The 22,471-nt window shown below is 64.1% G+C and carries 20 protein-coding genes; 3 read left to right on the top strand and 17 right to left on the bottom strand.

Annotation, left to right across the window (positions count from 1 at the left end; genetic code table 11):
* The first annotated feature begins 30 nt into the window (after positions 1–30).
* The gene (rsmG, locus tag LY254_RS10650) at positions 31–759 is read left to right on the top strand and encodes a 16S rRNA (guanine(527)-N(7))-methyltransferase RsmG (RefSeq protein ID WP_247477063.1); all 729 of its coding nucleotides are present in this window, start codon (positions 31–33) and stop codon (positions 757–759) included.
* On the opposite strand, the gene LY254_RS10645 is transcribed toward rsmG, so the two are convergent.
* From LY254_RS10645 to rpsT, 14 genes are all read right to left on the bottom strand, one after another.
* Entirely contained in the window at positions 756–1,955 is a 1,200-nt protein-coding gene (locus LY254_RS10645) for an aldo/keto reductase (RefSeq protein ID WP_247477062.1), read from the bottom strand. The two genes, rsmG and LY254_RS10645, sit on opposite strands and share 4 nt — an antisense overlap.
* On the bottom strand, positions 1,955–2,350 hold the full coding sequence (locus LY254_RS10640) for a ferredoxin (protein WP_247477061.1): 396 nt from the start codon (positions 2,348–2,350) through the stop codon (positions 1,955–1,957). Before LY254_RS10640 ends, LY254_RS10645 begins: the two co-directional genes overlap by 1 nt.
* Before the next feature lie 9 nt (positions 2,351–2,359).
* The gene (locus LY254_RS10635; protein ID WP_247477059.1) at positions 2,360–2,752 is read right to left on the bottom strand and encodes a DUF1257 domain-containing protein; all 393 of its coding nucleotides are present in this window, start codon (positions 2,750–2,752) and stop codon (positions 2,360–2,362) included.
* The gene (locus LY254_RS10630) at positions 2,752–2,964 is read right to left on the bottom strand and encodes a DUF2997 domain-containing protein (protein WP_010315257.1); all 213 of its coding nucleotides are present in this window, start codon (positions 2,962–2,964) and stop codon (positions 2,752–2,754) included. The genes LY254_RS10635 and LY254_RS10630 overlap by 1 nt, the downstream gene beginning before the upstream one ends.
* Before the next feature lie 65 nt (positions 2,965–3,029).
* Entirely contained in the window at positions 3,030–3,830 is an 801-nt protein-coding gene (locus LY254_RS10625; RefSeq protein WP_247477057.1) for a HEAT repeat domain-containing protein, read from the bottom strand.
* Between the two features lie 39 nt (positions 3,831–3,869).
* The gene (locus LY254_RS12975; RefSeq protein WP_010315253.1) at positions 3,870–3,995 is read right to left on the bottom strand and encodes a hypothetical protein; all 126 of its coding nucleotides are present in this window, start codon (positions 3,993–3,995) and stop codon (positions 3,870–3,872) included.
* 24 nt (positions 3,996–4,019) lie between these two features.
* Entirely contained in the window at positions 4,020–5,762 is a 1,743-nt protein-coding gene (locus LY254_RS10620; protein ID WP_247477055.1) for a sodium:solute symporter family protein, read from the bottom strand.
* A 47-nt stretch (positions 5,763–5,809) separates the two neighbouring features.
* Positions 5,810–6,907: a 23S rRNA (adenine(2503)-C(2))-methyltransferase RlmN gene (gene rlmN, locus LY254_RS10615; RefSeq protein WP_247477053.1), complete on the bottom strand. Its 1,098-nt coding sequence runs from the start codon at positions 6,905–6,907 to the stop codon at positions 5,810–5,812.
* Positions 6,907–7,062, bottom strand: coding sequence for a high light inducible protein (locus LY254_RS10610; protein ID WP_010315249.1), 156 nt, complete (start codon positions 7,060–7,062; stop codon positions 6,907–6,909). Before LY254_RS10610 ends, rlmN begins: the two co-directional genes overlap by 1 nt.
* The gene (locus LY254_RS10605) at positions 7,059–11,165 is read right to left on the bottom strand and encodes a DNA-directed RNA polymerase subunit beta' (RefSeq protein ID WP_247477051.1); all 4,107 of its coding nucleotides are present in this window, start codon (positions 11,163–11,165) and stop codon (positions 7,059–7,061) included. Before LY254_RS10605 ends, LY254_RS10610 begins: the two co-directional genes overlap by 4 nt.
* Positions 11,166–11,212: 47 nt before the next feature.
* Positions 11,213–13,117 carry a DNA-directed RNA polymerase subunit gamma gene (locus LY254_RS10600; RefSeq protein WP_010315245.1) on the bottom strand — a complete coding sequence of 635 codons (1,905 nt, stop codon included), beginning with the start codon at positions 13,115–13,117 and terminating at the stop codon, positions 11,213–11,215.
* A gap of 78 nt (positions 13,118–13,195) precedes the next feature.
* Positions 13,196–16,486, bottom strand: coding sequence for a DNA-directed RNA polymerase subunit beta (rpoB, locus tag LY254_RS10595; protein WP_247477049.1), 3,291 nt, complete (start codon positions 16,484–16,486; stop codon positions 13,196–13,198).
* A 314-nt stretch (positions 16,487–16,800) separates the two neighbouring features.
* The gene (locus tag LY254_RS10590) at positions 16,801–17,622 is read right to left on the bottom strand and encodes a TatD family hydrolase (RefSeq protein ID WP_247477047.1); all 822 of its coding nucleotides are present in this window, start codon (positions 17,620–17,622) and stop codon (positions 16,801–16,803) included.
* A 34-nt stretch (positions 17,623–17,656) separates the two neighbouring features.
* Positions 17,657–17,959 carry a 30S ribosomal protein S20 gene (rpsT, locus tag LY254_RS10585; RefSeq protein ID WP_010315240.1) on the bottom strand — a complete coding sequence of 101 codons (303 nt, stop codon included), beginning with the start codon at positions 17,957–17,959 and terminating at the stop codon, positions 17,657–17,659.
* Between the two features lie 108 nt (positions 17,960–18,067).
* Here rpsT and hisD point away from each other — a divergent pair, with 108 nt between their 5' ends.
* Positions 18,068–19,402 carry a histidinol dehydrogenase gene (gene hisD / locus LY254_RS10580; protein WP_247477046.1) on the top strand — a complete coding sequence of 445 codons (1,335 nt, stop codon included), beginning with the start codon at positions 18,068–18,070 and terminating at the stop codon, positions 19,400–19,402.
* 4 nt (positions 19,403–19,406) lie between these two features.
* Here the strand turns inward: hisD and rpiA are convergent, their stop codons facing one another.
* The 3 genes from rpiA to LY254_RS10565 are packed head-to-tail and all read right to left on the bottom strand — an operon-like array spanning position 19,407 to position 22,078.
* Positions 19,407–20,120 (bottom strand): ribose-5-phosphate isomerase RpiA, encoded by a 714-nt coding sequence (rpiA, locus tag LY254_RS10575; protein WP_010315237.1) that lies wholly within the window; start codon positions 20,118–20,120, stop codon positions 19,407–19,409.
* Between the two features lie 38 nt (positions 20,121–20,158).
* Complete coding sequence (locus tag LY254_RS10570) at positions 20,159–21,253, bottom strand: trypsin-like peptidase domain-containing protein (RefSeq protein WP_247477045.1); 1,095 nt, start codon at positions 21,251–21,253, stop codon at positions 20,159–20,161.
* A gap of 33 nt (positions 21,254–21,286) precedes the next feature.
* Positions 21,287–22,078: a metallophosphoesterase gene (locus tag LY254_RS10565; RefSeq protein WP_247477044.1), complete on the bottom strand. Its 792-nt coding sequence runs from the start codon at positions 22,076–22,078 to the stop codon at positions 21,287–21,289.
* A 52-nt stretch (positions 22,079–22,130) separates the two neighbouring features.
* On the opposite strand from LY254_RS10565, the gene LY254_RS10560 reads away from it, so the two are divergent.
* A complete protein-coding gene (locus tag LY254_RS10560; protein WP_010315231.1) occupies positions 22,131–22,400 on the top strand; it encodes a hypothetical protein in 270 nt (89 codons plus the stop codon).
* The last annotated feature ends 71 nt before the right edge of the window (positions 22,401–22,471 follow it).

The raw sequence follows: 22,471 nt of genomic DNA, 5'->3' as shown, positions 1-22,471 counted from the left end.
CTAGAGAGTGTGACGAGATCAGCCCAGGGGATGCCAGCGCCAGCAGACGCACTATGGGAGGCCTTGCACTGGAGACCCAGCGACGATCAGCTCCAGCGCTTCCTCCAACTCCAGGAGGAGCTGCGCCAGTGGAATAGCCGGGTCAACCTGACCCGCTTGGTGGAGGGCGATGACTTCTGGATCGCCCAGATCTTCGACAGCCTTTGGCCCCTGGTGCCGCAGTTGCAGGCGAACCCCGAAGCCGCCCTGCGCTGCATCGATGTCGGCACCGGGGGGGGCTTCCCGGGGCTGGCCGTCGCCATTGCCTTCCCCCAGGCGCAGCTGACCCTGGTGGATTCCGTGGGGCGCAAAACCCAGGCCGTTGAGGCGATGGCCCAGAGCCTGGGGTTGGGGGAGCGCGTGGAGCTGCGCTGCGAGCGCATTGAACTCACCGGGCGGCAAAAACGCTGCCGCGGCCAATTCGACCTGGCCATGGCCCGCGCCGTGGCCGCCGCACCGGTGGTGGCGGAGTATCTCGTGCCCCTGCTCGCCCCGGGTGGCGAAGCCCTGCTCTACCGCGGGCAGTGGGGCGGGGAGGACCAAGCCCAACTGGAGAAGGCGGCCACGCAGCTCAAGGCCCAGATCCTGTCCTGCCGTCAACAGGAGCTGCCGGGGGAGCGGGGGCAACGCACCGCGATCGTGCTGCAGCCCAAGGAACCCTGCCCGAAGACCTACCCCCGGGCCGTGGGACTTCCCAGCAAATTCCCGCTGGGGAGTTAGTCCTCCTGCATCAGGCGCTTGCTGGGGGTGCCCCCCACACGCTCCCGCAGGCGGCGCAGGATGCCGGGGATCTGCTCAACCCAGGGACTGGCCTGAAGCACCGCCTTGAGCTCGGCCTCGCTCACGCTCTCGTCCAAGGCGTCGGCATTGGCACCAGGGAACCAATGGCTCGCCGCACCCAGCAGGCCATAGCGGGCCTTGGCATAACTCTGGAGATCCCATGCCTCCAGGAGGTTGTGCAGCCAGAGAAGGGTGGGCAGGTTGATCTGTCCAGGGGTGTCCTGCCATCTGGGCAGCCCCTGCTGCCAACTGCCCAGCCAGGCATCGCCGAGGGCGGAGAGCCGTGCCCCCTCGAGACGACTCACAATCGGAGGCAACAGCTCAGCGGCCTGGGGAAGCAAGGCGACGGCCTCCAGATGCAAGGCCAAGTCCTGCGGCCCTGAGGCTCCGACACTGATGGTCTGAATCCCGGGGTGACTCAGGCAGAACAGATCGTTGAAGACGATCGGATGCAGCGGAGCGCAGAGTTCCAGCAGCCGCTCTGACGGGCTATGGAGATGCCCCCCCTTGTCGGTGGGACTGATCACAAACACCCCCATGTCCCGGGCGCGGGCCGCCGCAATGGCGGGGCCGTTGTCCTGGCGGATGTAATACCAGTGGAGGTTGACGTAGTCGAAGGCATCGCTGGCAATGGCCGCCTCGATCAGCTCCAGCGGGCCATGGGTTGAGAAGCCCACGCAGCCGATGCGGCCGTCCTGCTGCCAGCGCCGGGCCACCTCCATGCAGCCCCCTGGCTTGAGGGTGGCCTGAAGATGCTCCGGCAGGTTGATGCCGTGGATCGCCAGGCAGTCCACCCGATCGACCGCCAAGCGATCGAAGCTCAGCTGGAGCTCTGCCTCGAAGGCCTGGGCATTGTCTTGGGGAGGGACCTTGGTCTGCAGAATCCTCTGGGGATCGGGAACCTGGGGTAGCAACCAACCCAGCTGCCGCTCGGAACTGCCGTAGTGCCGGGCCGTCTCGACGTGGTGAAAGCCGTGCTGCACGGCCGCTGCCAGCGTGGCCCGCAGGTTGTCCTGGCTCTCAGCCGTGATGCGATCCGGCGGCAGGTCAGACCAGCTCTGCTGAAAGCGCATCCCGCCGAGGGAGAGAAGCGGCATTGCCAGCTCGGTGCGGCCAAAGCGCCGTGTGGGCAGCATCAATGGGGCTCCCGCCTCGGGAAGGTGCGCCGGGAGCGAACCGGCGTCGGCAAACCCAGGGGCTGGAGTTCCTGGTAACGGGTTTGTTCTTGGAGCTCGGGCAGCTCCTCGTAACTCACCCAGTGGATGCAATCGACCGGGCAGGTGTCGATGGCTTCTTGAATCGTCTCGGTGCTGTCGCCGTCCTGACGGATGGCCCGCGAGCGGCCCCAGTCGGCTTCCACCACAAAGGTGTTGCCAGCCACGTGGGCGCAGTAGCGGCAGCCGATGCAGACGGCCTCATCCACCCAGACCGCCTTCTGGCGCAGCGCTCCTCCGAGTACGGGCTCGAGACCGCTGCGCTCGGTGGCCGGGGCCGCTGGTGCCGAGAAGGCAACGGAGGGATCAATCCCCACGCCGAGGGCCTAGCCGTCCCAGCGGGTCACGACGAGCTCAATCGTGCCGTCCTGCTCTTGGCGCTCTTCCGCCACCTGGAAGCCTTCCTGGGCCGAGGCCGCCAGGATGCTGCGCAGGGCATAGCGCTGGGTGAGCTTGGAGAGGAAGCGCTCGACGGGGATCGGCTGACTCCAGAGATCGAGATCGGTCACCAGCTCGTAGCTGCCAGAGGCGGCATTCCAACGGAAGCCCAGATCGCCGGCACCCTCGGTGGGGATGGACAGCTCAGCGGTCACGGTCTGGCCCCGGTATCCACGCACCTGGCACTCGCCCTCCATGGGGGAGTGACCCAGATCTTTCAGGGCATCAATCAGAGCGGAGCGATCGCGCAGTTCTGTTTTGACGGTGCTGAAGTGCGACATCAGGAGACCTGGGACGAAAGAGTCTGCTCGGGCTGAACTGTGGTGGTTTGGCCCTGGAAGGCTTCAGAGGTGGGCTGGCGTTGTTGAACAACGCCCAACTTCTCCTCGATCCGCTCGGTGAGCTGCTCGCAGCCGTGGCCGGTGATGCCCTCAACGACCTCTTCGACGCGACCGTCAGGCCGAATGCGAAAGCGGATCGTTTGCTGGGCCATCCCGAGACACGGGCGGTGTCACGCGATGCTAGCCGCGAGAGCCGGTTGCTGAGTGGAGCGGCGCCCTATGCCAGCAGTCCCTCATCCACCAGGGTCTGCAGGCGCTCGAGGATCTCCGGACTCTCCAGCTGCTCCAGGGCCAGGCGAGCCTCATCGCGCACGGCCAAATCCGCGTCGTTGAGCATGGCGTTGAGCAGGGAGTCCACCACCTCCTTCTGGCGGGGTTCCACCAGATCCGCATAGAGGCGGCCCAGGGACCAGGCGCTGTTGCTGCGAACCACGGGCTCGCTGTCGATCTTGAGGGCCAAGAGCAGCTGACCAGCGGCCTGATCAGCCTTCGCCAGGCCCGTCGCCCCGGCATCGGCCAAGGAGCTCGCGGCCCAGAGCCTGACCGCTGCGATATCGGTTTCCAGGGCCCGGATCAAGGGATTCATGACCGGAGCATCGGGATAGCTGCTCAGGCTCCAGGCGACGGCCTTACGCACATAGCCATTGCTGTCGTTTTGCAGCAGCTGCAGGAGCGGCGTCAGCGCCTGGAGGTCCGGGTTCCGCCCCAGGGCATAGACCGCGCTCATGCGAATGATCGGGCAGCTGGCCTCCAGCAGGGGCAGCAGCTTGGCCGGGGCACGGGGATCGCGGTACTCGCAGAAGATCCGCAGTCCCTGCATGCGCTCCTCATGGCTGCCATCGAGCCAGGCCAAGCCCAGGTCGCACTCCGCTGCGACATCGGCGGCGGCCAGCTCAGCCGAGTCGAGCTCATCAAGGGGGTCACCGAGCAGCTCTTGGGCCAGCTCCCGGGCCAACATCTCCGGGTCCAGGGCCAGTTCAGCCGGGCTCTGCGAAGACTCGGGATAAGGGCCAGTCATGCGGAGGATCGTAAGGGCCGTGGTGGCCGAGTCCCGGACTCAACCCACCGGCGCGGGGGCTGCCATATCGCCGGGCAGCCAGATGCGAGCACTCACCGCAAACAGGGCCAAACCAAAGAGCAACACGATCGCGGCGGGGAGCAGGGTGGAGCGGAGAAATTGCACGGTTGGGCCTAAGCGATCAGGCCATCATCCCTCCGCCGGCACGCGACCGCTGCCGCGGCGCAGCAACAGGCCCCCGACCACCGCCAAGACCAGACCACCCCATCCCCAAAGCTGCAGCTTCAAAAGGAAGCCACCGATGCCAAGCAGGGCACCAAACAGCAGGGCGCAGCCAGCCAGCAACAAGAGCAACAGGCCTGGGAGCGTCTCGTCGGCCTGCACGGCCGTCCGCTGGCGCCAGCGGGTCCAGCCGGGACCCGGGGGGCGGACCTGACGGACAAAGCGCTCGAGCACCTCGGGCGACTCCGGCGGGGTCGCCAACATCGCCAGCAACCAGAGCCCAGCCGTCAGCAGGGTGGTCACCAAGAGGCGCACGCCGTAGTCATCGATCCGCAACAGGGGCACCACGGAGGTGGAGAAGCCAATCAGGAAGCCGCCGAGTAGGGCCGCCAGCTCAGCAGCGGCATTGACGCGCCACCAGAACCAGCGCAGGACAAGAACGACCCCGGGCCCGGTCCCCATGGCAATCACCAACCGGAAGACCGTGCCGATACTGCTGCTCATCAAGGAGGTGATCACCCCCAAGACCACCAGCAGCACCGACGCCAGCTGACCGACCAGGAGCAACTCCTTCTCCTTGGCCTGAGGCCGAATAAAGCGCTGGTAGAGGTCATGGGTGAGATAGCTGGCCCCCCAGTTCACCGAGGTGCTGACGGTGCTCATGAAGGCGGCCACCAGGGAAACAACGACCAGTCCCAAGGCCACAGGGGGGAGCAGTTGGACCGCCAACAGGGGGTAGCTCTGCTCCCAGTCGGTCTGATCCGGCAGCAGGACCACCGCGGCCAAAGCCACCACAATCCAGGGCCAACTGCGGAGGACGTAGTTCACGCCCAGGAAGACCCAACCAGCGGTCCGTGCTTCGCGCTCGTCGCGGGTGGCGAGCAGGCGCTGGATGAATTCGCCACCACCATCGCTTCGGCGGAAGCTCCACCACTGCAGCGCCAGGTAGGAGCTGAAGGTGGCAATGGAGATGCCTGCCCCATCCAGCCACTGCAGCCGTCCGCCCTCGACCTGCCAGGGCACCAACGACAACAGCTCTGGCCGCTCGAGACCGCGGATGCTCTCCAGCAGGGCATCCATCCCGCCCGCGGCATGGACCGCTGCCACCGAGACAGCGATCGCCCCCAGCAGAGCCAGCACCAGCTGAAGCATGTCCGTGACGACCACAGCCCAGAGGCCGCCAGCCGCGGTGTAGACCAAAACCAGCAGGCCAACGATGGCCAGCAGGGTGACCCTGGCCTGGGGCGTGGGCGCCAAGCCCAGGGCCTCACTCACCTTGGCCATGGCCAAGAAGGCATAGCCCAGGCCGATGCAGTTGATCGGCAGGGCAAACAAAAAGGCCTTGATGCCCCGCAACCAAGCGGCCGTGGGCCCGCCGTAACGCAACTCCGTCAGGGCCGCATCGGTCAGGACGCCGCTACGTCTCCAGAGCGGAGCAAAGACCACCGCCATGGCGACATGGGCCACACCAAAGCTCCACCACTCCCAGTTGCCAGCGAGGCCGCGCACGCCCACCAGACCCGCCACATAGAGGGGCGTATCGATCGAGAAGGTGGTGGCCGCCATCGAGGCCCCGGCCAGCCAACCCTTGAGCTGACGACCCGCAACGAAGTAGTCCTCCTCGCTGCGATTGCGGCGGGCCAGCCAGAGGCCAACGACGAGGCTTACCACCAGATAGGCGATGACGATCGCCCAATCGATGCTGGTCATGGCCGCCCTTCACTGGAGGGCAGTCTCCCTCAGTTCAGCAGCAACGGCTACGCGGGCTCCAGGCTTCCTTCGAGGCGGCGGCGCAGCTGACCACAGGCCGCATCCGCGTCCAAACCGCGGCTGGCGCGAACACTCACGGCCACGTGCCGGTCCATTAGCCCGCGGCGGAAGGCCTCGACGGCCTGGGGGGTGGGGCGCTGGAACTCCTCTTCCTGGATCGGGTTGTAGGGAATCAGGTTCACGTGGCTTTGGAAGCCCCGCAGTAACTGAGCCAGCGCCGCCGCATGGCGCGGCTGATCATTTAGCCCCCCCAGCAGGATGTACTCGAAACTGACTCGGCGGCCGGTGATCTCCACGTACCGGCGGCAGTCCTCGAGCAACGCCTCAATCGGGTAGGCATGGGCGGTGGGGATCAGCTCCTCGCGAAGCCGCTGATCCGGGGCGTGCAAACTCACCGCCAGGGTGAATTGGGCACGGCCCAGGCGCTCGAGGGCCAACTCCGCCAGTCGCGGCAAGGTGCGCGGAACCCCGACGGTGCTGACCGTGATCTGACGCTGGGCCATGCCCAGATCCGTGCAAAGGCAATCAATGGCCGCGAGCACCGACTCCACGTTCAGGAGCGGTTCACCCATCCCCATGAAGACCACATGACTGGGGCGTTGGTCCATGACCTCACGCACACTCAGCACCTGATCCACGATTTCGTGCACCGCCAGGGAGCGTTGCAGGCCCCCCTTGCCGGTGGCGCAAAAACGGCAGGCCATCGGGCAGCCCACCTGGCTGCTGACGCAGACCGTCAGGCGACCTTCCGCCGGGATCCCGACCGTCTCAATGCTGAGCTGATCGTGGGTCCCCAGCAGCAACTTGGTGGTGCCGTCACTGGCGATGCTGCGGTGCAGTTCCCGCGAGCGTCCCATCCAGTCGAACGCAGCGGCTGGGGGTTGGGCTGCGAGCTCCTCGCGGAAGGCCTTGGGCAAGACCGAGACCTGATCCAGGGAGCGCGCCCCCTTGGCATAGAGCCAGTCATGGAGTTGACGGCCGCGGAAGGCGGCCTGCCCGTGCTGCTTGGCCCACTGCTCCAAAGCAGAGAGGCCCATCCCCAGTAGGGGACGGGCCTCGTCCAGTGGCGGACTGGCCTGGGGCATCAACCCCAAGCCAAGAGCGCATGCCCCAGCTTGTACTCCACCGCCAGCAGGGCGATGAAGCCCAGCATTGCGACACGACCGTTCAGTCGTTCGGTATGGGTGTGGAAGCCGTAGCGCGGCAAACGACGCTGGGGAACGAGCTTGGGCTGGATCATGACTCGTCGGCCAACAGACCCTCATTTTGGAGACCCTGAACGGCCTCCGGGTCGGCGATCAGCTCCTCCTCCAGTCCCTCTTCCACCGTGGGGCGGGTGAAAGCTGCGGTGGTGCTGGCGCTGGCCTCGATGCCGTGGCGGGTGCGGGTGGCATCCAGGTCGGCATCGGAGGGATCGTCGAGGATCGCGCCGGCATTGGCGGCAGAGGGAGCTGCGGGCATATCAACGGTGTAATCCGGGCGCAGGTTCTGCAAACGGCGGTAGTTCATCGCATCCTCATCAAGGATGTCGGGATGGGGACCCGCCTCAGCGCGGAGCTCCTCTTCGAAGCCGCTGAAGCCGGTACCTGCAGGGATCAGGCGACCAATGATCACGTTCTCCTTGAGGCCGCGCAGCCAGTCGCTCTTGCCCTCGATGGCGGCTTCGGTCAGCACGCGGGTGGTCTCCTGGAAGGAGGCCGCGGAGATGAAGCTGTCGGTGTTGAGGGAGGCCTTGGTGATGCCGAGCAGCACCGGAGTGAACTCAGAGGGAGCACCACCAGTGATGGCCATGGCGCTGTTGACCTGCTCCACCTGACGCAGTTCGATCAGCTCACCGGGCAGCAGGGTGGTGTCGCCGGCGTCCTCGATCCGGACCTTGCTGGTCATCTGACGAACAATCACCTCGATGTGCTTGTCGTCGATGGTCACGCCCTGGGACTTGTAGACGTTCTGGACTTCCTGCACCAGGCGGAACTGGAGCTTGGAGATCGCCTCCATGGCCGCTTCCAGGGTCGGCTTGCGGCTGCGCAGATCTTCGAAGAAGCACTCCAGCAGCTCGTGGGGGTTGATCGGACCGTCGGTCAGCAGCTCACCGGCGGTGACTTGCTGGCTGTCGCTGACCATCACGTTCCGGCCCAGGAGGATCGGGTACTCAGTGATGGAGTCATCGCCTTCGATGACCGTCACGGTGACGGAGTCGTCGTCGTCGCCCTGCTTGATCTCAACGGTGCCGGCCTTGCGGCAGAGCACAGCCGATTCCCGCGGACGGCGGGCCTCGAGCAGTTCCTCAATACGAGGCAGACCCTGCACGATGTCACCGGTCTTCTGGCGCTCGAACACCAGCAGGGCCAGGGAGTCACCGCGCTGCACCAGTTCGCCATCGCGAACGTGCAGGACGGAATCGGGCGAGACCATGTAAGGACGGCCCAAGCGGATGGTGAGGGTGTTGCCATCCACGGACTGGACCTGACCGCAACAGGGGGCCGGAACGCCCTTGGCCAGGAGATCGCCATCGACGAAGCGTTGACCGGGCTTGACCTCAGACTTCGCAGAGCCCAGGTCAATGCTGCGGGTGTCGCTTGCGCGCTCAACGATCAGACGGCGCACAGGCTCACCATCGATCACATCGGGGACCTGCACCACACCGTCTTCCTTGCAGAGGATTTGGGTGGTTGCGACCACATCACCGGCCTTGACGCTGTCGCCGTCATTGACGGAGAGGTCGGTATGGGTGGAACCGTGGCTGGCGTCAGACAGGGTGTCGCGACGAACCAGCAGGCTCTCAAGGATCACGAGCTGGAGGCGCTCGATGGTCTTGGCGCGCTTGTCGGGAACAGCCTCGACATCCACCGTCATTTGAGGGGTGGTGTCAAAGGTTTCGAGGATCAGCTGCGTGCGCAGCAGTTCGACGCCCTCAACGCTCTTGATCAGCTCGCCGTCCTTGAAGGCCAAACGCTGGGTGGCCTTGAGGCCCAGGCTTGGACCGTTCTTCTGGGTGACGCTACCGAGATCAGGCAGGTGAGCCTCATCGGGGATGCGGTACTCCTCAACGGGACGCAGCAGCAGGGCGCCGCCCTCGGAGGTCTCGACGGCTTCAACGAAGACCATGGCCTCGGCCTTGAGACCCTTGGCGATCTCCTCGCCGGGGTTGACCATCTTGCCGTCGCTGTAGCGAGCCACGACCTTGGCGTCGGAGACGTGGTGCAGCTGGCCGGAGCGAACGATGATCTCGCGAAGAATGTCGTTCTTCTGGGTGACGGTGACGATGCCCGCGGTCTGGCTGAAGATGTCCTTCACCACCTCGGTGCCGGCTTCAATCCACTGACCGTCTTCGATCATCAACAGGGAGATGTCCTTGTTGATCTCGTGGGTCTCCTGGGGGATCCAGAGCAGGGTGCCGCCCTTGTTGACCTCGTAGCCGTTCTTGGCGCTACGGGCTTTCTTGATGGCCAGGCCAGGGGCGAACTTGACGATGCCCCCGGTCTGGGTGCGGAAGCGATCATCGGCGAGTTCCGCGATCACCTCACCGTTACCGATCTTGGTGCCTGGGTGGGTGTTGAGGCGATAGCGGATGTTGTCCTTACCCTCCAGGTGCCAGAGCTCACCAGCATGGGTGGATTCACCCAGCAGCTTGCAGTCCTTCAGGGTGAGGCTGGTGGTGACGATCTGGACCTCACGGGAGTCGCCAGCGCTCTCGCGCAGGCGCACGGCACCGCCGTACTCACTGACAAGACGGCTCTCAGCCAGAACCTCGCCAGTGGTGACCTTGGTGTTGCCAGCGATCACGGGCTGGGCGTTGGGCGGCAGGTTGTAGACATCGCCGCTGTAGACCCACATCCGGCCAAGACGCTGGGCCTTGAAGGTGCTGTTGCCCTGGCGATCGGTGACTTCCTTGGGCTGGATAGCGTCCTCGTAGCGCACCTGGCCAGCCAGGTCACAGATGACGTCTTTGGTGGCCTTCTCAACGCTCTTCTTGACGGAGGAGCCAGAAGAGATCTGAGCCAGCATCATGTCGGCCGGCACCTCAGCGGCATCGGTGACGAACAGCAGGGAACCGGCGGTGATCGAGAGCTTCTGGGCCTTGCCGCTGCCGCTGGGCTTCAGGGTCAGGGGGAAATCGTTCTCTGCGATCTGAGCCTCCACACCGTGGGGGGTGCGGAAGGGGCGCACGCGCGCCTTGGCTCCAAACTCGATCGTGCCCGCGATTTGCGAGCGAACCACACCCGTTTCTGCGGTGGACACACCACCGGTGTGGAAGGTCCGCATGGTGAGCTGGGTACCGGGCTCACCGATGGACTGGGCGGCGACGATGCCGACGGCTTCGCCCAGGTCAACCAGTTGGTTGTGGGCCAGGGCCCAGCCGTAGCACTTGCGGCAAACCGAACGGGCGGCTTCGCAGGTCAGCGGTGAACGAACCACCACGGTCTGAACGCCGGCGGCTTCGATCTGGGCGGTGATGACGGCATCGATCTCACCATCGCGGTCGACAATCAGATTGCCTTCGCCGTCCAGAACGGGTTCAGCAGCAAGACGGCCGACGAGTTTGGCGGCGTAACGGCCCCTGTCATCAGCGTTGATGGGAATACCGCGGGTGGTGCCGCAGTCGTCCTCGCGAACGATCACGTCCTGGGCGACGTCCACCAGACGACGGGTCAGGTAACCGGAGTCGGCGGTACGCAGTGCCGTATCCACCAGACCCTTACGGGCGCCGTAGGAGGAGATGACGTACTCAGTAACCGTCAGGCCTTCGCGGAAGTTGGTCCGGATCGGAAGGTCAATAATTTCCCCTTGGGGGTTGGCCATCAGGCCGCGCATGCCCACCAGCTGACGCACCTGGGACATGTTTCCCCGGGCCCCGGAGTTGGCCATCATCCAGACCGAGTTCAGCGGGTCGTTCTCGTTGAAGTTCTTCTTGACTTCTTCAACCAGACGCTCGTTGGTTTCAGTCCAGGTGTCGATCACCTTGGTGTGCCGTTCCACCTCGGTGATTTCACCCAGGCGATAGCGCTCCTCGGTATCGGTGATCTGCTGCTCTGCTTCTTCCAGCAGACGAGCCTTTTCACCGGGGATCCGCAGGTCATCCACGGAGATGGAGACGGCGGCCTGGGTGGCGTAATGGAAGCCCAGATCCTTCAGCTCATCGGCCAGGGAAGCCGTCGCCGCGGTGCCGTGGTTCTTGTAGGCCCACGCCATCAAGTTGCGCAGCTGCTTCTTATCGATCGTCCGGTTACGGAACGTCGGAGCCGCCTTGCTCAAGGGAGCGTTTGCGGGTGCTGGAGCCTCAGCCTTTGCGGACTTCTTACTGGACTTTTTGCTGGTCTTTTTGGAGGGGGTGGCGGTCATGGCTGCGCGCGAAGAAAGGGAGTTAGGGGTTGAAAACGTCCGGGATCTCAGGCGGCTGCCACCGCATCGATGATCGTGCTGTTCATCACCACGCGTCCGACGGTGGTCAACAGATAACGGCTGATCAGAGCACCGTCCTCATCGAGACGATCACGACGGAACCTCCACTGTTCAATCCGAGTCCCATCACTGAGGGTCTCCTGCTGGACAGGCTCCTTGGCTTCGCCTTCGGTATCGACTTCACCGTTGAAGCGCACCCAGACCCAGTCGTGCATGGTCAGGTGCTTGTCTTCAAAAGCATTGAGCACGTCACGCAGACCGGCGAAGGTGCGGCTGCGGTCACCGAACTCAGGCTTGATGCCCGCCGGTTGCTCGGCGGTGAGGTAGTAGGCACCCAACACCATGTCCTGGGACGGCGTGATGATCGGATCGCCCGTTGCCGGAGAAAGGATGTTGTTGCTGGCCAGCATCAACATGCGGGCTTCGGTCTGTGCCTCGATGGCCAGGGGCACGTGGACGGCCATCTGGTCACCGTCAAAGTCAGCGTTGAAGGCCGGGCAAACCAGGGGGTGCAGCTGAATGGCACGGCCATCAACCAGCTTCGGCTCAAAGGCCTGAATGCCGAGACGGTGCAGGGTTGGTGCTCGGTTCAGCATGATCGGGTGACCGTCGATCACCTCCTGCAGCACCTGCATCACTTCATCGTCGGCGCGCTGAATCAGCTTCTTCGCGGCCTTGATGTTGTTGACGATGTTCTGACGAATCAGACGGTGAATGACGAAGGGTTGGAACAGCTCGATCGCCATCTCCTTGGGCAGACCGCACTGGTGCATCTTCAGCTTCGGACCCACCACGATCACGGAACGACCGGAGTAGTCGACGCGCTTACCGAGCAGGTTCTGACGGAAGCGGCCCTGCTTGCCCTCAATGATGTCGCTCAGTGATTTGAGCGGACGGTTGTTGGCACCCACCACGGTGCGACCGCGACGGCCGTTATCGATCAGGGCGTCAACCGCCTCCTGCAGCATCCGCTTCTCGTTGCGGACGATGATTTCAGGGGCAAGGATTTCCTGCAGACGCGCCAACCGGTTGTTCCGGTTGATCACACGGCGGTAGAGATCGTTGAGGTCAGAGGTTGCGAAACGGCCACCATCGAGCTGCACCATCGGGCGCAGGTCGGGGGGAATCACCGGAATCACGTCCAGAACCATCCACTCAGGACGGGCACCGGTGGCGATGAAGTTGTCGATCACGCGCAGGCGCTTGATCAACTTGGCGCGCTTCTGACCTTTCGAGCCAGCGATCTCTTCGCGGAGCTGTTCAGCAACGACCGGAAGATCCAGGTCTTCGAGCAGCTGCTTGAGAGCCTCAGCGCCGATACCAACGGTGGGCTCGTTCTCGATCTCCGAATCTTCGGCGTAGATCTCGTCTTCGATCTCCAGCCACTCGTCTTCGGTGAGCAGCTGCTTGTAGGTCAGATCCTTGTGGTCGCCCTGGTCGAGCACCACATAGCAGTTGAAATAAACAATCTGCTCAACATCCCGCAGGGGCATGTCCAGCAGGATGGCCACGTAGCTGGGAATGCCCTTCAGGTACCAAACGTGGGACACCGGAGCGGCGAGCTTGATGAAGCCCATCCGGTGACGGCGCACCCGGCTTTCCGTGACCTCCACACCGCAGCGCTCGCAGACGATGCCGCGGTGGCGCACCCGCTTGTATTTACCGCAGTGGCATTCCCAGTCTTTGGAGGGGCCAAAGATCTTCTCGCAGAAGAGCCCGTCCATTTCGGGCTTCAGGGTGCGGTAGTTGATGGTTTCGGGCTTGGTGACCTCGCCCACCACCTGACCGTTAGGCAGCGTGCGCTGCCCCCACTGCATGACCCGCTCGGGAGAGGCGAGCGTGATCTTGACGTAATCGAAGTGGTTTTCGGTGCGGAGATTGCTGTTGGTCATGACCTAAGAGCGCGCGGAGATCGGAAGGAAGAAGGGATCTGACGGTCACCCCAAAGGGTGGGCCGAGTTGATCAGCAATCAGTCGTCGTCGTAATCCGCGACGCCGAGGGATTCGTAGGTGGGTCGGTTGGGGGTGCTGCGGCGAGGATTCACGTCCTGCATGAGGTCGACTTCCTCACCCGCATCGGTGTAGACCGCGATGTCGAGACCCAGGGACTGAAGCTCGCGCATCAGCACCTTGAAGGACTCGGGGGTGCCAGGACGGGGAATCGGCTTGCCCTTGACGATGGCGTTGAGCGCCTCGTTGCGGCCCTGCATGTCGTCGGACTTGACGGTGAGCAGTTCCTGCAGGGTGTAGGCGGCGCCGTAGGCCTCGAGAGCCCAGACCTCCATCTCACCCAGACGCTGGCCGCCCTGCTGGGCCTTACCACCCAGGGGCTGCTGGGTGACCAGGGAGTAGGGACCCGTGGAGCGAGCGTGGATCTTGTCGTCCACCAGGTGAACCAGCTTGAGGATGTGGGCGTAGCCCACGGTCACGGGCTGGTCAAAGGCCTCGCCGGTCCGGCCATCGATCAACTGGATCTTGCCGGGGTTGTCAGGGTTGTAGACCCAGTCCTTACCGGGCTGGGACTTGGCCGCCTCGAGATAGGCCTGAACGGTGTTCTTCGAGGTCTCAGGACCGTGCATTTCGTCGAAGGGCACCACCTTGACGCGGCAATCCAGGTGGGATGCAGCCCAGCCCATCAAGCACTCGAAGACCTGTCCGACGTTCATCCGGCTCGGCACACCCAGGGGGTTGAGCACGATGTCGATCGGGGTGCCGTCGGGCAGATAGGGCATGTCCTCCAGGGGAAGGATGCGGCTGATGATGCCCTTGTTGCCGTGGCGGCCGGCCATCTTGTCGCCGACCTGGATCTTGCGGCGCTGGGCCACGTAGACCCGAACCACCATGTTTGCGCCGGGCGGCAGCTCATCGCCCTGCTCGCGGGTATAGATCCGGACGTCGACCACACGGCCACGCTCGGTGCTGGGAACGCGCAGGGAGTTGTCGCGGACATCGCGGGCCTTCTCACCGAAGATCGCGCGCAGCAGCTTCTCTTCCGGGGGCTGGTCCGACTCACCCTTGGGGGTCACCTTGCCGACCAGGATGTCGCCGCTTTCGACATAGGCACCAATGCGGATGATGCCCATCTCGTCCAGGTTGCCCAGGCTCTCCTCGGCAACGTTGGGGATCTCGCGGGTGATCTCCTCAGGTCCAAGCTTGGTCTGACGGGCTTCGATCTCGTACTTCTCGATGTGCACCGAGGTGTAGAGGTCGTCGCGCACCAGGCGCTCGGAAACGAGAATCGCGTCCTCGTAGTTGTAGCCCTCCCAGGGCATGTAGGCGATCAGAACGTTCTGACCCAGGGCGATTTCACCACCCTCACAGGCCGAACCGTTGGCCAGGACCTGACCGGCGATCACCTGATCGCCAAGTTTGACGATCGGACGATGGTTGAGGCAGGTGTCCTGGTTGGAGCGCTGGTACTTCTGGAGGTAGTGGGTGTGGTCGTTGCCCTCTTCATCGCGAATGACGATCGCGGTGGCATCGACAAAGCTGACCGTGCCGTTGACGGTGGTGATGGGGACCATGCCCGAGTCACGGGCGACCTGGGTCTCCAGACCGGTGCCGACCAGGGGACGCTCAGGGCGCAGCAGAGGCACAGCCTGACGTTGCATGTTCGAACCCATCAGGGCCCGGTTGGCGTCGTCGTGCTCGAGGAAAGGGATCAGCGAGGTTGCAACCGAGATCACCTGAACCGGTGAGAGCTGCACGTAGTCGACCTGCTCGGGGGGCACGGTCTCAAAGTCCTGGCGGTAGCGCACGGGAACCAGGTCGGCCTTGATCCGGCCATCGGCGTCGGTGGCGACGTCGCCAGGAGCCACACGGCACTCGTCCTCGAGATCCGCCGAGAGGTAGAGGGGGTCACCCTGCTTGAGGACGATGCCGTCCTCCACCTTCCAGAACGGGGTCTCGATGAAGCCGTACTCGTTCACCCGGGCGTGGGTGGCCAAGGAGCCAATCAGACCGGCATTCGGGCCTTCAGGGGTCTCGATCGGGCAAATCCGGCCGTAGTGGGAAGGGTGGATGTCGCGCACGGCAAAGCCAGCGCGCTCGCGGGTCAGACCGCCTGGGCCCAGGGCGCTGATGCGGCGCTTGTGGGTGAGCTCAGCCAGGGGATTCGTCTGATCCATGAACTGGCTCAGCTGGCTGGAGCCGAAGAACTCCTTGATCGCAGCCACCAGGGGCTTGGGGTTCACCAGCTGGGCCGGGGTCAGACTCTCGGTCTCACCAACGGTCATCCGCTCTTTAATGATCCGCTCGAGGCGGTTCAGACCAACGCGGACCTGGTTCTGCAGCAATTCGCCCACGGAGCGAACGCGGCGGTTACCGAGGTGGTCGATGTCATCGAGGGTGGCGCCACCCACATCGAGCTCAAGGTTGATCAGGTAATCGATCGTGCTGAGGACGTCCTCAGGGGTGAGGGTGCGCGTCGCATCGGGGATGGTCAGGCGCAGCTTCTTGTTGATCTTGTAGCGACCAACCCGGCCGAGGTCGTAGCGCTTGGGATCAAAGAAGCGGCTGTGCAGCAGGGTCTGACCACCGCTCACCGAGGGGGGTTCACCCGGACGCAGCTTCTTGTAGAGCTCAAGCAGAGCCTGGTCTTCTGAAGCGATGCCTTCGTCGTTCGCCGCCTCGATGGACTTTTGGTAGTACTCGGGGTGGCGCAGCTTGTCGAGGACATCGTTGTCGGACAGGCCGATGGCCCGCATCAACACGTGGGCGTTGATCTTGCGGGTCTTGTCGACGCGAACGTGCAGCAGGTCGTTCTTGTCGGTTTCAAACTTCAGCCAGGCGCCACGGTTGGGGATCAGGCTGGCGTTAAAGGTCTTACGGCCGTTCTTGTCCTGCTCGTCTTTGAAATAGACGCCGGGTGAACGCACGATCTGGTTCACGATCACGCGCTCGGCGCCGTTGATGATGAACGTGCCGCGCTCGGTCATCAGGGGCAGTTCCCCGATGAACACTTCCTGCTCCTTGATTTCGCCGGTCTCCTTGTTGACCAGGCGGCAGGTCACATACATCTGGGACGCGAAGGTCGCGTCACGGCGCTTGGCCTCTTCCACGTCGTGGCGAGGGCGCTTCAGGCGGTACTCGCTACCGATGAAGTGCAGCTCAAGCTTGCCGGTGTAGTCGGTGATCGGGGAGAAGCTCTCCAGCTCCTCGATCAGGCCCTTCTCCAGAAACCATTTGAAGCTCGCGCGCTGCACCTCCACCAGGTCGGGGAGGTAAGTGGCGGTCTTGGCGACCTGAATCGCGCTGCTCATGCGGTGAACCTGCAGGAACGGGTGAAACGGAACGGAGGGCCTGGACAGCAGTTTCAGAACCAGGCGGAGATCAAGACGAAGGGGGATGTCAGCGCGACATCACCACACAGACGACAGAGCCAGCCGTCCCTCTCGGGAGCGACTGGCCAGCTGGGGCGCCTATTCAGATCGCTTGAACACCGCAGGGAACGACAACTCGCACCGGAAAGACAACGCACCACTGGTCATGGGCTAACTCACCAGATCCCTGGCGAGCGCTTTCGGGCTGCAACGAGCACGGATAAATCACGACTCGCTGCCAGGCCAATGAAACATCATACATTGTGAAGAGCGGGTCCAAACAGTGCACAGGCGTTGCGGGTGCTCTGTAAGGCGACGGTCTGCAGCGGCTCCTGGCGCAGGACTGCCACTCGCTCCGCCACAGCCATCACATAGGAAGGCTCGTTGCGCTTGCCCCGTCGCGGCACGGGCGCCAAGAACGGGCAGTCGGTCTCCACGAGATATCGATCCGCGGGAACCGCTTGGGCGCAGGCATGGGTGTCGGTGGCCTTCGGGAAGGTCACATTGCCGCTAAAGCTGATGTAGAGCCCCAACTCGAGGAACCCCTGCATTTCCTCGGGAGTGCCGCTCCAGCAGTGCATCACGCCCTTAGGGCAGGCACCCCGCTCAGCACGCTCGCGCAACTCGGCAAGCATCGGTTCAGCGGCATCGCGGCAGTGAATGATCACGGGCAGATCCAGCTCCACCGCCAGGTCCAGCTGGGGCCGGAGCATCGCCAGCTGTTGCTCGAGATTGTTGTCGCGGAACAGATCCAAACCGAGCTCGCCGATCGCCACGACCCTGGGGTCAGCTTGAGCCGCCTCGCGCAACACCTGCTGCGTGTTGGAAGCCCAATGCTCCGGATCCAGAGGATGAACGCCAACGGAGTAGCGAAGCTCGGGGAAGCGATCGGCCAGCGCTCGAATCGCCGGAATCTCAGAAGGCTCGACACATGCGTGAAGGAGGCGCCCCACACCGGCATCACGCCAGCGTTGAGCAACCTCCTCCAAGTCTTCGTCGAAATTTCGAAAGACGATGTGGCAGTGGCTGTCAATCAAAGGAGCCGGAAGGCTCTCGAGAGCGACGGCAGCTGCCATGGATCCAAGGTTCACCTGGATCCAACCTAAAAAATCAGGCCTTCGCTGCGGGCTCGATGGCGCTCTTAACAGCAGCGCTCAGGCGAGATTTCTGGTGGGCACCGTTGTTGCGGTGCAGCACGCCGACCTTGACGGCCTTGTCGATCTTGCTGAAGGCAGCGCTCAGGCTCGACTGGACAGCCTGCTTGGCTGCATCGCCGGGCTCCTGGCTGTAGGCGGTGCAAGCGGCGAAGCAACGCTTCATCAGGGTGCGGACCGCAGACTTGTAGGTGCGGTTGTGCAGACGATTGCGCTCGGCAACCTCAATGCGTTTCTTCGACGACTTGTTATTGGCCACAGACGGAAAAGGCGCTGATTCGGCAGTCGACAAGCTTACCCCCTGGCTTGCGACCCTCCCAAAAGGCTGAGCAACTAGCTTGAACAATCACCGCCGCACCACGGTTTCGTGACCGCCAGCTCCCCTCCAAGCCGTGCCGAGTCGATCGCACCGCTGCAGATCGAGCTGCTGCGCGATGCCGAGCAGGCCGGTCAACGGCTCGAGGCCATCGCCGAGCGCACCGGTAGCGGCCAAAGCCGAGAGGTCGCCCAACGGGTTGAGGGAATCCTCGAGCAGGTGCAACAGCAGGGCGATGCCGCCCTCTTTGAACTGACCGAGCGTTTTGATGGGGTCCGCCCGGATCCTTTGCGCGTTCCCAAGGAGGAAATCGAAGCGGCCTGGGCCTCCACCTCCCCTGAGCTGCAGGAGGCCCTGGCCCTGGCCCACCGCCGGATCCTGGACTTCCACCAGCGCCAACTGCCCAAGGACCTGGCCATCACCGGAGAGCACGGAGAGCGGCTGGGCCGCCGCTGGCGCCCGGTGGAGCGGGCTGGTCTCTATGTCCCAGGGGGCCGCGCCAGCTACCCCAGCACCGTCTTGATGAATGCGGTGCCCGCCAAGGTTGCGGGGGTCAAGCGGGTGGTCATGGTGACTCCTCCCGGACCCGACGGCCGCATCAACAGCACCGTGCTGGCGGCAGCCCACCTAGCGGGAATCGATGAGATCTATCGGGTCGGAGGTGCCCAGGCCGTGGGAGCCCTGGCCTACGGCACGGAATCCATCCCCAGGGTGGATGTCATCAGCGGTCCAGGCAACCTCTATGTGACCCTGGCCAAAAAAGCGGTCTACGGCCGGGTCGCCATTGACTCACTAGCTGGCCCCAGTGAAGTGCTGGTGATCGCCGATGCCAGCGCCAACCCTGACCACGTCGCGGCCGATCTCCTGGCGCAGGCGGAGCACGACCCCCTCGCTGCAGCAATCCTTCTGACCACCAGCGAGGAACTGGCACGGGCCATCCCCGCCGCGATTGAGCAGCAACTGGAGGGACACCCCCGTGCCGCCATCACCCGTCAGGCCCTCAACGACTGGGGCTTGATCGTGGTCTGCTCAGACCTGGATGAGGCGGCACAGCTCAGTGATCGCTTTGCCCCCGAACACCTGGAACTGCAGGTCGAGCAGCCTGAGCCCCTGGCCGAACAGATCCAACAGGCCGGGGCGATCTTCATGGGGGCCTGGACCCCGGAGGCAGTTGGCGATTACCTGGCCGGCCCAAACCACACCCTGCCGACCTCGGGTACGGCCCGATTCGCCGGAGCGCTGTGCGTGGAGACCTTCATGCGCCACACCAGCTTGATTCACTTCAACCGGCAAGCCCTGGAGGCCACCGGCGCTGCCGTTGGCACCCTGGCTGACAGCGAGGGGCTCCACAGCCACGCAGAGTCCGTTCGCCGGCGCCTGGCCTAAGCGCTCAGCGCTTGACCAGATCCCGGACGCCGGCAACGCCGTCGTTGATCTCGCCCACCAGCACCTGGTCGGTGATGTTCACGAACAGACCGTTCTCCAGAACGCCGGGGAGGTTGTTGATCTCCTTCTCCAGGCTGACGGGATCGCCGATGCCACCGCTGAACTTGACGTCCAGCACGAGGTTGCCCTGGTCCGTCACGACGGGACCAGCCTTTTTGACTGCCATACGGAGCTGGGCGTCACCCCCCATCTCCTTGAGCTGGCCCTGGACCTGACGCCAGGCACCGGGCATCACCTCCACGGGCAGCAGAAAGCCCAGGTTGAGGGTGTCCACGAGCTTGGTGGAATCCACCACCACCACGAAGCGCTTGGCACGAACCGCCACCAGCTTCTCCTGAACGTGGCAGGCGCCACCGCCCTTGATCAACTGGAACGAAGGATCCACCTCATCGGCGCCATCGATGGCCAGATCGATCCGATCCACGGCATTCAGGCTCTGCAGCGGGATACCCAGCTCGGCAGCAAGCACCTCACCTTGGAAGGAGGTGGTCACCCCAACGATGTCCCGCAGCTCTCCGCTTTTGAGCTTGGCGCCGAGGGCCTGAATCATTAGGGCAGCGGTTGAACCGGAGCCCAAGCCCACCACCATTCCGCTTTGGATCTGCTCGGTGGCTGCAGCCGCCACCGCCTGTTTCATCTGGTCCTGCAGATCCGCCATCACGCCGTTTTCACTGGCCAGTGACCGTAGCTCAGGCCTCAGGAATGCGGCAGCGCCTCAGGCCGGATCGAGAGATCGATCTGTTCCTCGCCCCGCAACACGCGGATCGCCAGGACATCACCAACCTGGGAGGCCTCCACCAAACGCAGCAGCTCCCCGGGATCGCTGACCTCTTGATCCGCCGCCTGGACCACCAGATCTCCCCGGCGCAAGCCAGCCCGTTCGGCAGGGCTATCCGGGATCACCCGTTGCACCAGTGCCCCGTCCCGCTCGGGCAGTTGGAGCAGGGCATTGGGGTCAGCGTTGTTGTCGCGAGCCAGCCTCGGATTGAGGGGAACTAGCTGTAGGCCCAGGTAGGGGTGCACCACGGAGTCCCCTTGGCTCAGTTGGGCCGCAACACCCTTGGCCAGGTTGATCGGGATCGCGAAACCCAATCCGGCTCCCGGACCCGAACGCACCAGGGTGTTGATCCCAATCACCTCGCCGCTGGCATTAATCAGTGGGCCTCCGGAATTGCCCGGATTGATCGCCGCATCGGTCTGAATCAATTCCAGACGCTTGTCCGAGAAGCCCAGGCTGGTGATGTTGCGGTGCAGGCTGCTGACGATGCCCAGGGTGACGGTGCGCTCCAAGCCATAGGGGGTCCCTAAGGCGATGGCCCAATCCCCCACCTCCAGGGCACTGGAGTCCCCCAGCGGCGCGGACTTCAACCCCTGGGTTTTGGCAATGCGCACCACCGCCAGATCGGTCACGGGATCGATTCCGAGCACCGAGCCCTCCAGCTCTTGACCACTGGCCAGCGTCACCTCAACCCGGTCAGCGCCATCCACGACGTGGGCGTTCGTGAGAACCATGCCCTGACCATCAATCACGATTCCGGATCCCTGCCCGCGCTCGCGGCTATTGGGGATCTGATCGCCAAACATCTCCCGCAGGAGCGGGTCACTAAAGGAAGGGTCCAGACCAATCCGTGGGACGGTCCTCTCGGTGTCGATCCGCACGACCGCCGGCCCAACCCGTTTCACCGCCGCAGAGACAAAACTGTGGTTGGTGTTACTTCCAAAGTCCGCCCAGGCTGGAGCCGCCGGGAACCAAGCGGACAGCAACAACACCAGGGCCAGCAGAACGCGCACCAAGATCCGCAACACACCCAAGTGGACTGAAGGCTAGGCAGATTCCACGGGAGACCAACGCAGCAGGGTCGAGGCCACCTCGCCCGAGGGCTGCAAGGTCAGCCAACGCCCCCCCGGCCAGTCAGGCCGCCCCAACGGACAGGGTTGAACAGCCGCAAACGACGCCAACGAGGAGGGACAGGCCCAAAGGGGTATGGGAGCCCCAGCGCCGCTGCGGGGCAGTTCGCCCTGCCAATGCTGGTGGACATGGCCGAAGAGAACGGCTTTGAGGGCTGGGGCCCGCTGGAGGCAGCGAAGAAACGGGCCTGGATCCTGCAGAGCGATCGGATCCAAGCCTGAATCACCAATGGGCACGGGGGGATGGTGCAAAGCCAGCACCACGGGCTGATCGGCCAGCGCCAGCTGGCGCTCGAGCCAGGCCAGCTGCCTGGGGTCAAGGAAGCCAGCAACGGCGCCACTGCGGTGACTCGAGAGCAACAGCAGCGTCCAGTCGCCGAGGTCCAGGGCCGCCGGGGCAATCACAGCGCGACGTCCCAAGGCCGATCGCATCAGGGCCGGATGGTCGTGGTTGCCCGGGGTCAAGGCCAGGGGAACCTCCCTCAGGGGTTCAACGTCCTCCAGGACCTCATGCAGGCGGCGATACCCGCCCCAGCTTTCGTCCTGGCAGAGGTCCCCTGTGATCAGCAGCAGATCCGGGGGCTGATCGATCTGGGACAGGGCCTGCCGCAGGCCGTGGCGCAAGGACGCCAGAGAGGGACGACCTCGGCAGTGCCCCCGAGGGTCTGCCAGGAGGTGCGGATCACTCAACTGAAGGAGGCCAGGCACACCAACGGAGCAGATCAATGGCCCTAAGTTGCCCGTTCTTGACCGAGCTGGCATGGCCGCTATCCCCCCGGGCACCCGTCAACGCTGTGCTCTCTGCCAAGTGGAGATTCAGGGCTTAGTCGGCGGCCTGGATCAGGTGCACTTCAGCCAAGGCAAGCCCTCCACCCGCTCCAAGCTCTACGCCCGGGTTTGCCAGTTCCTGCGCACAGACGAACAAAAGTCGCAGTGCCTCAACCAGGACCCCAGCTTGCGGGGCGAGGCCCAACCTGGGGATGCCTACATGGAGCCACCTGCTGTCGATCTCGGCAGCATGGGGGCCTGACGCTCCAAGGCCGATCACGTACTGTTGTGTTGTGCCCGGCGGGCACCTCTGACTGAACAGCGCTGACTCCT

Source organism: Synechococcus sp. NB0720_010 (assembly GCF_023078835.1).
Lineage (GTDB): Bacteria > Cyanobacteriota > Cyanobacteriia > PCC-6307 > Cyanobiaceae > Vulcanococcus.
The sequence above is the reverse complement of the archived record's forward strand: the minus strand, read 5'-3'. Positions and strand labels throughout refer to the sequence as shown.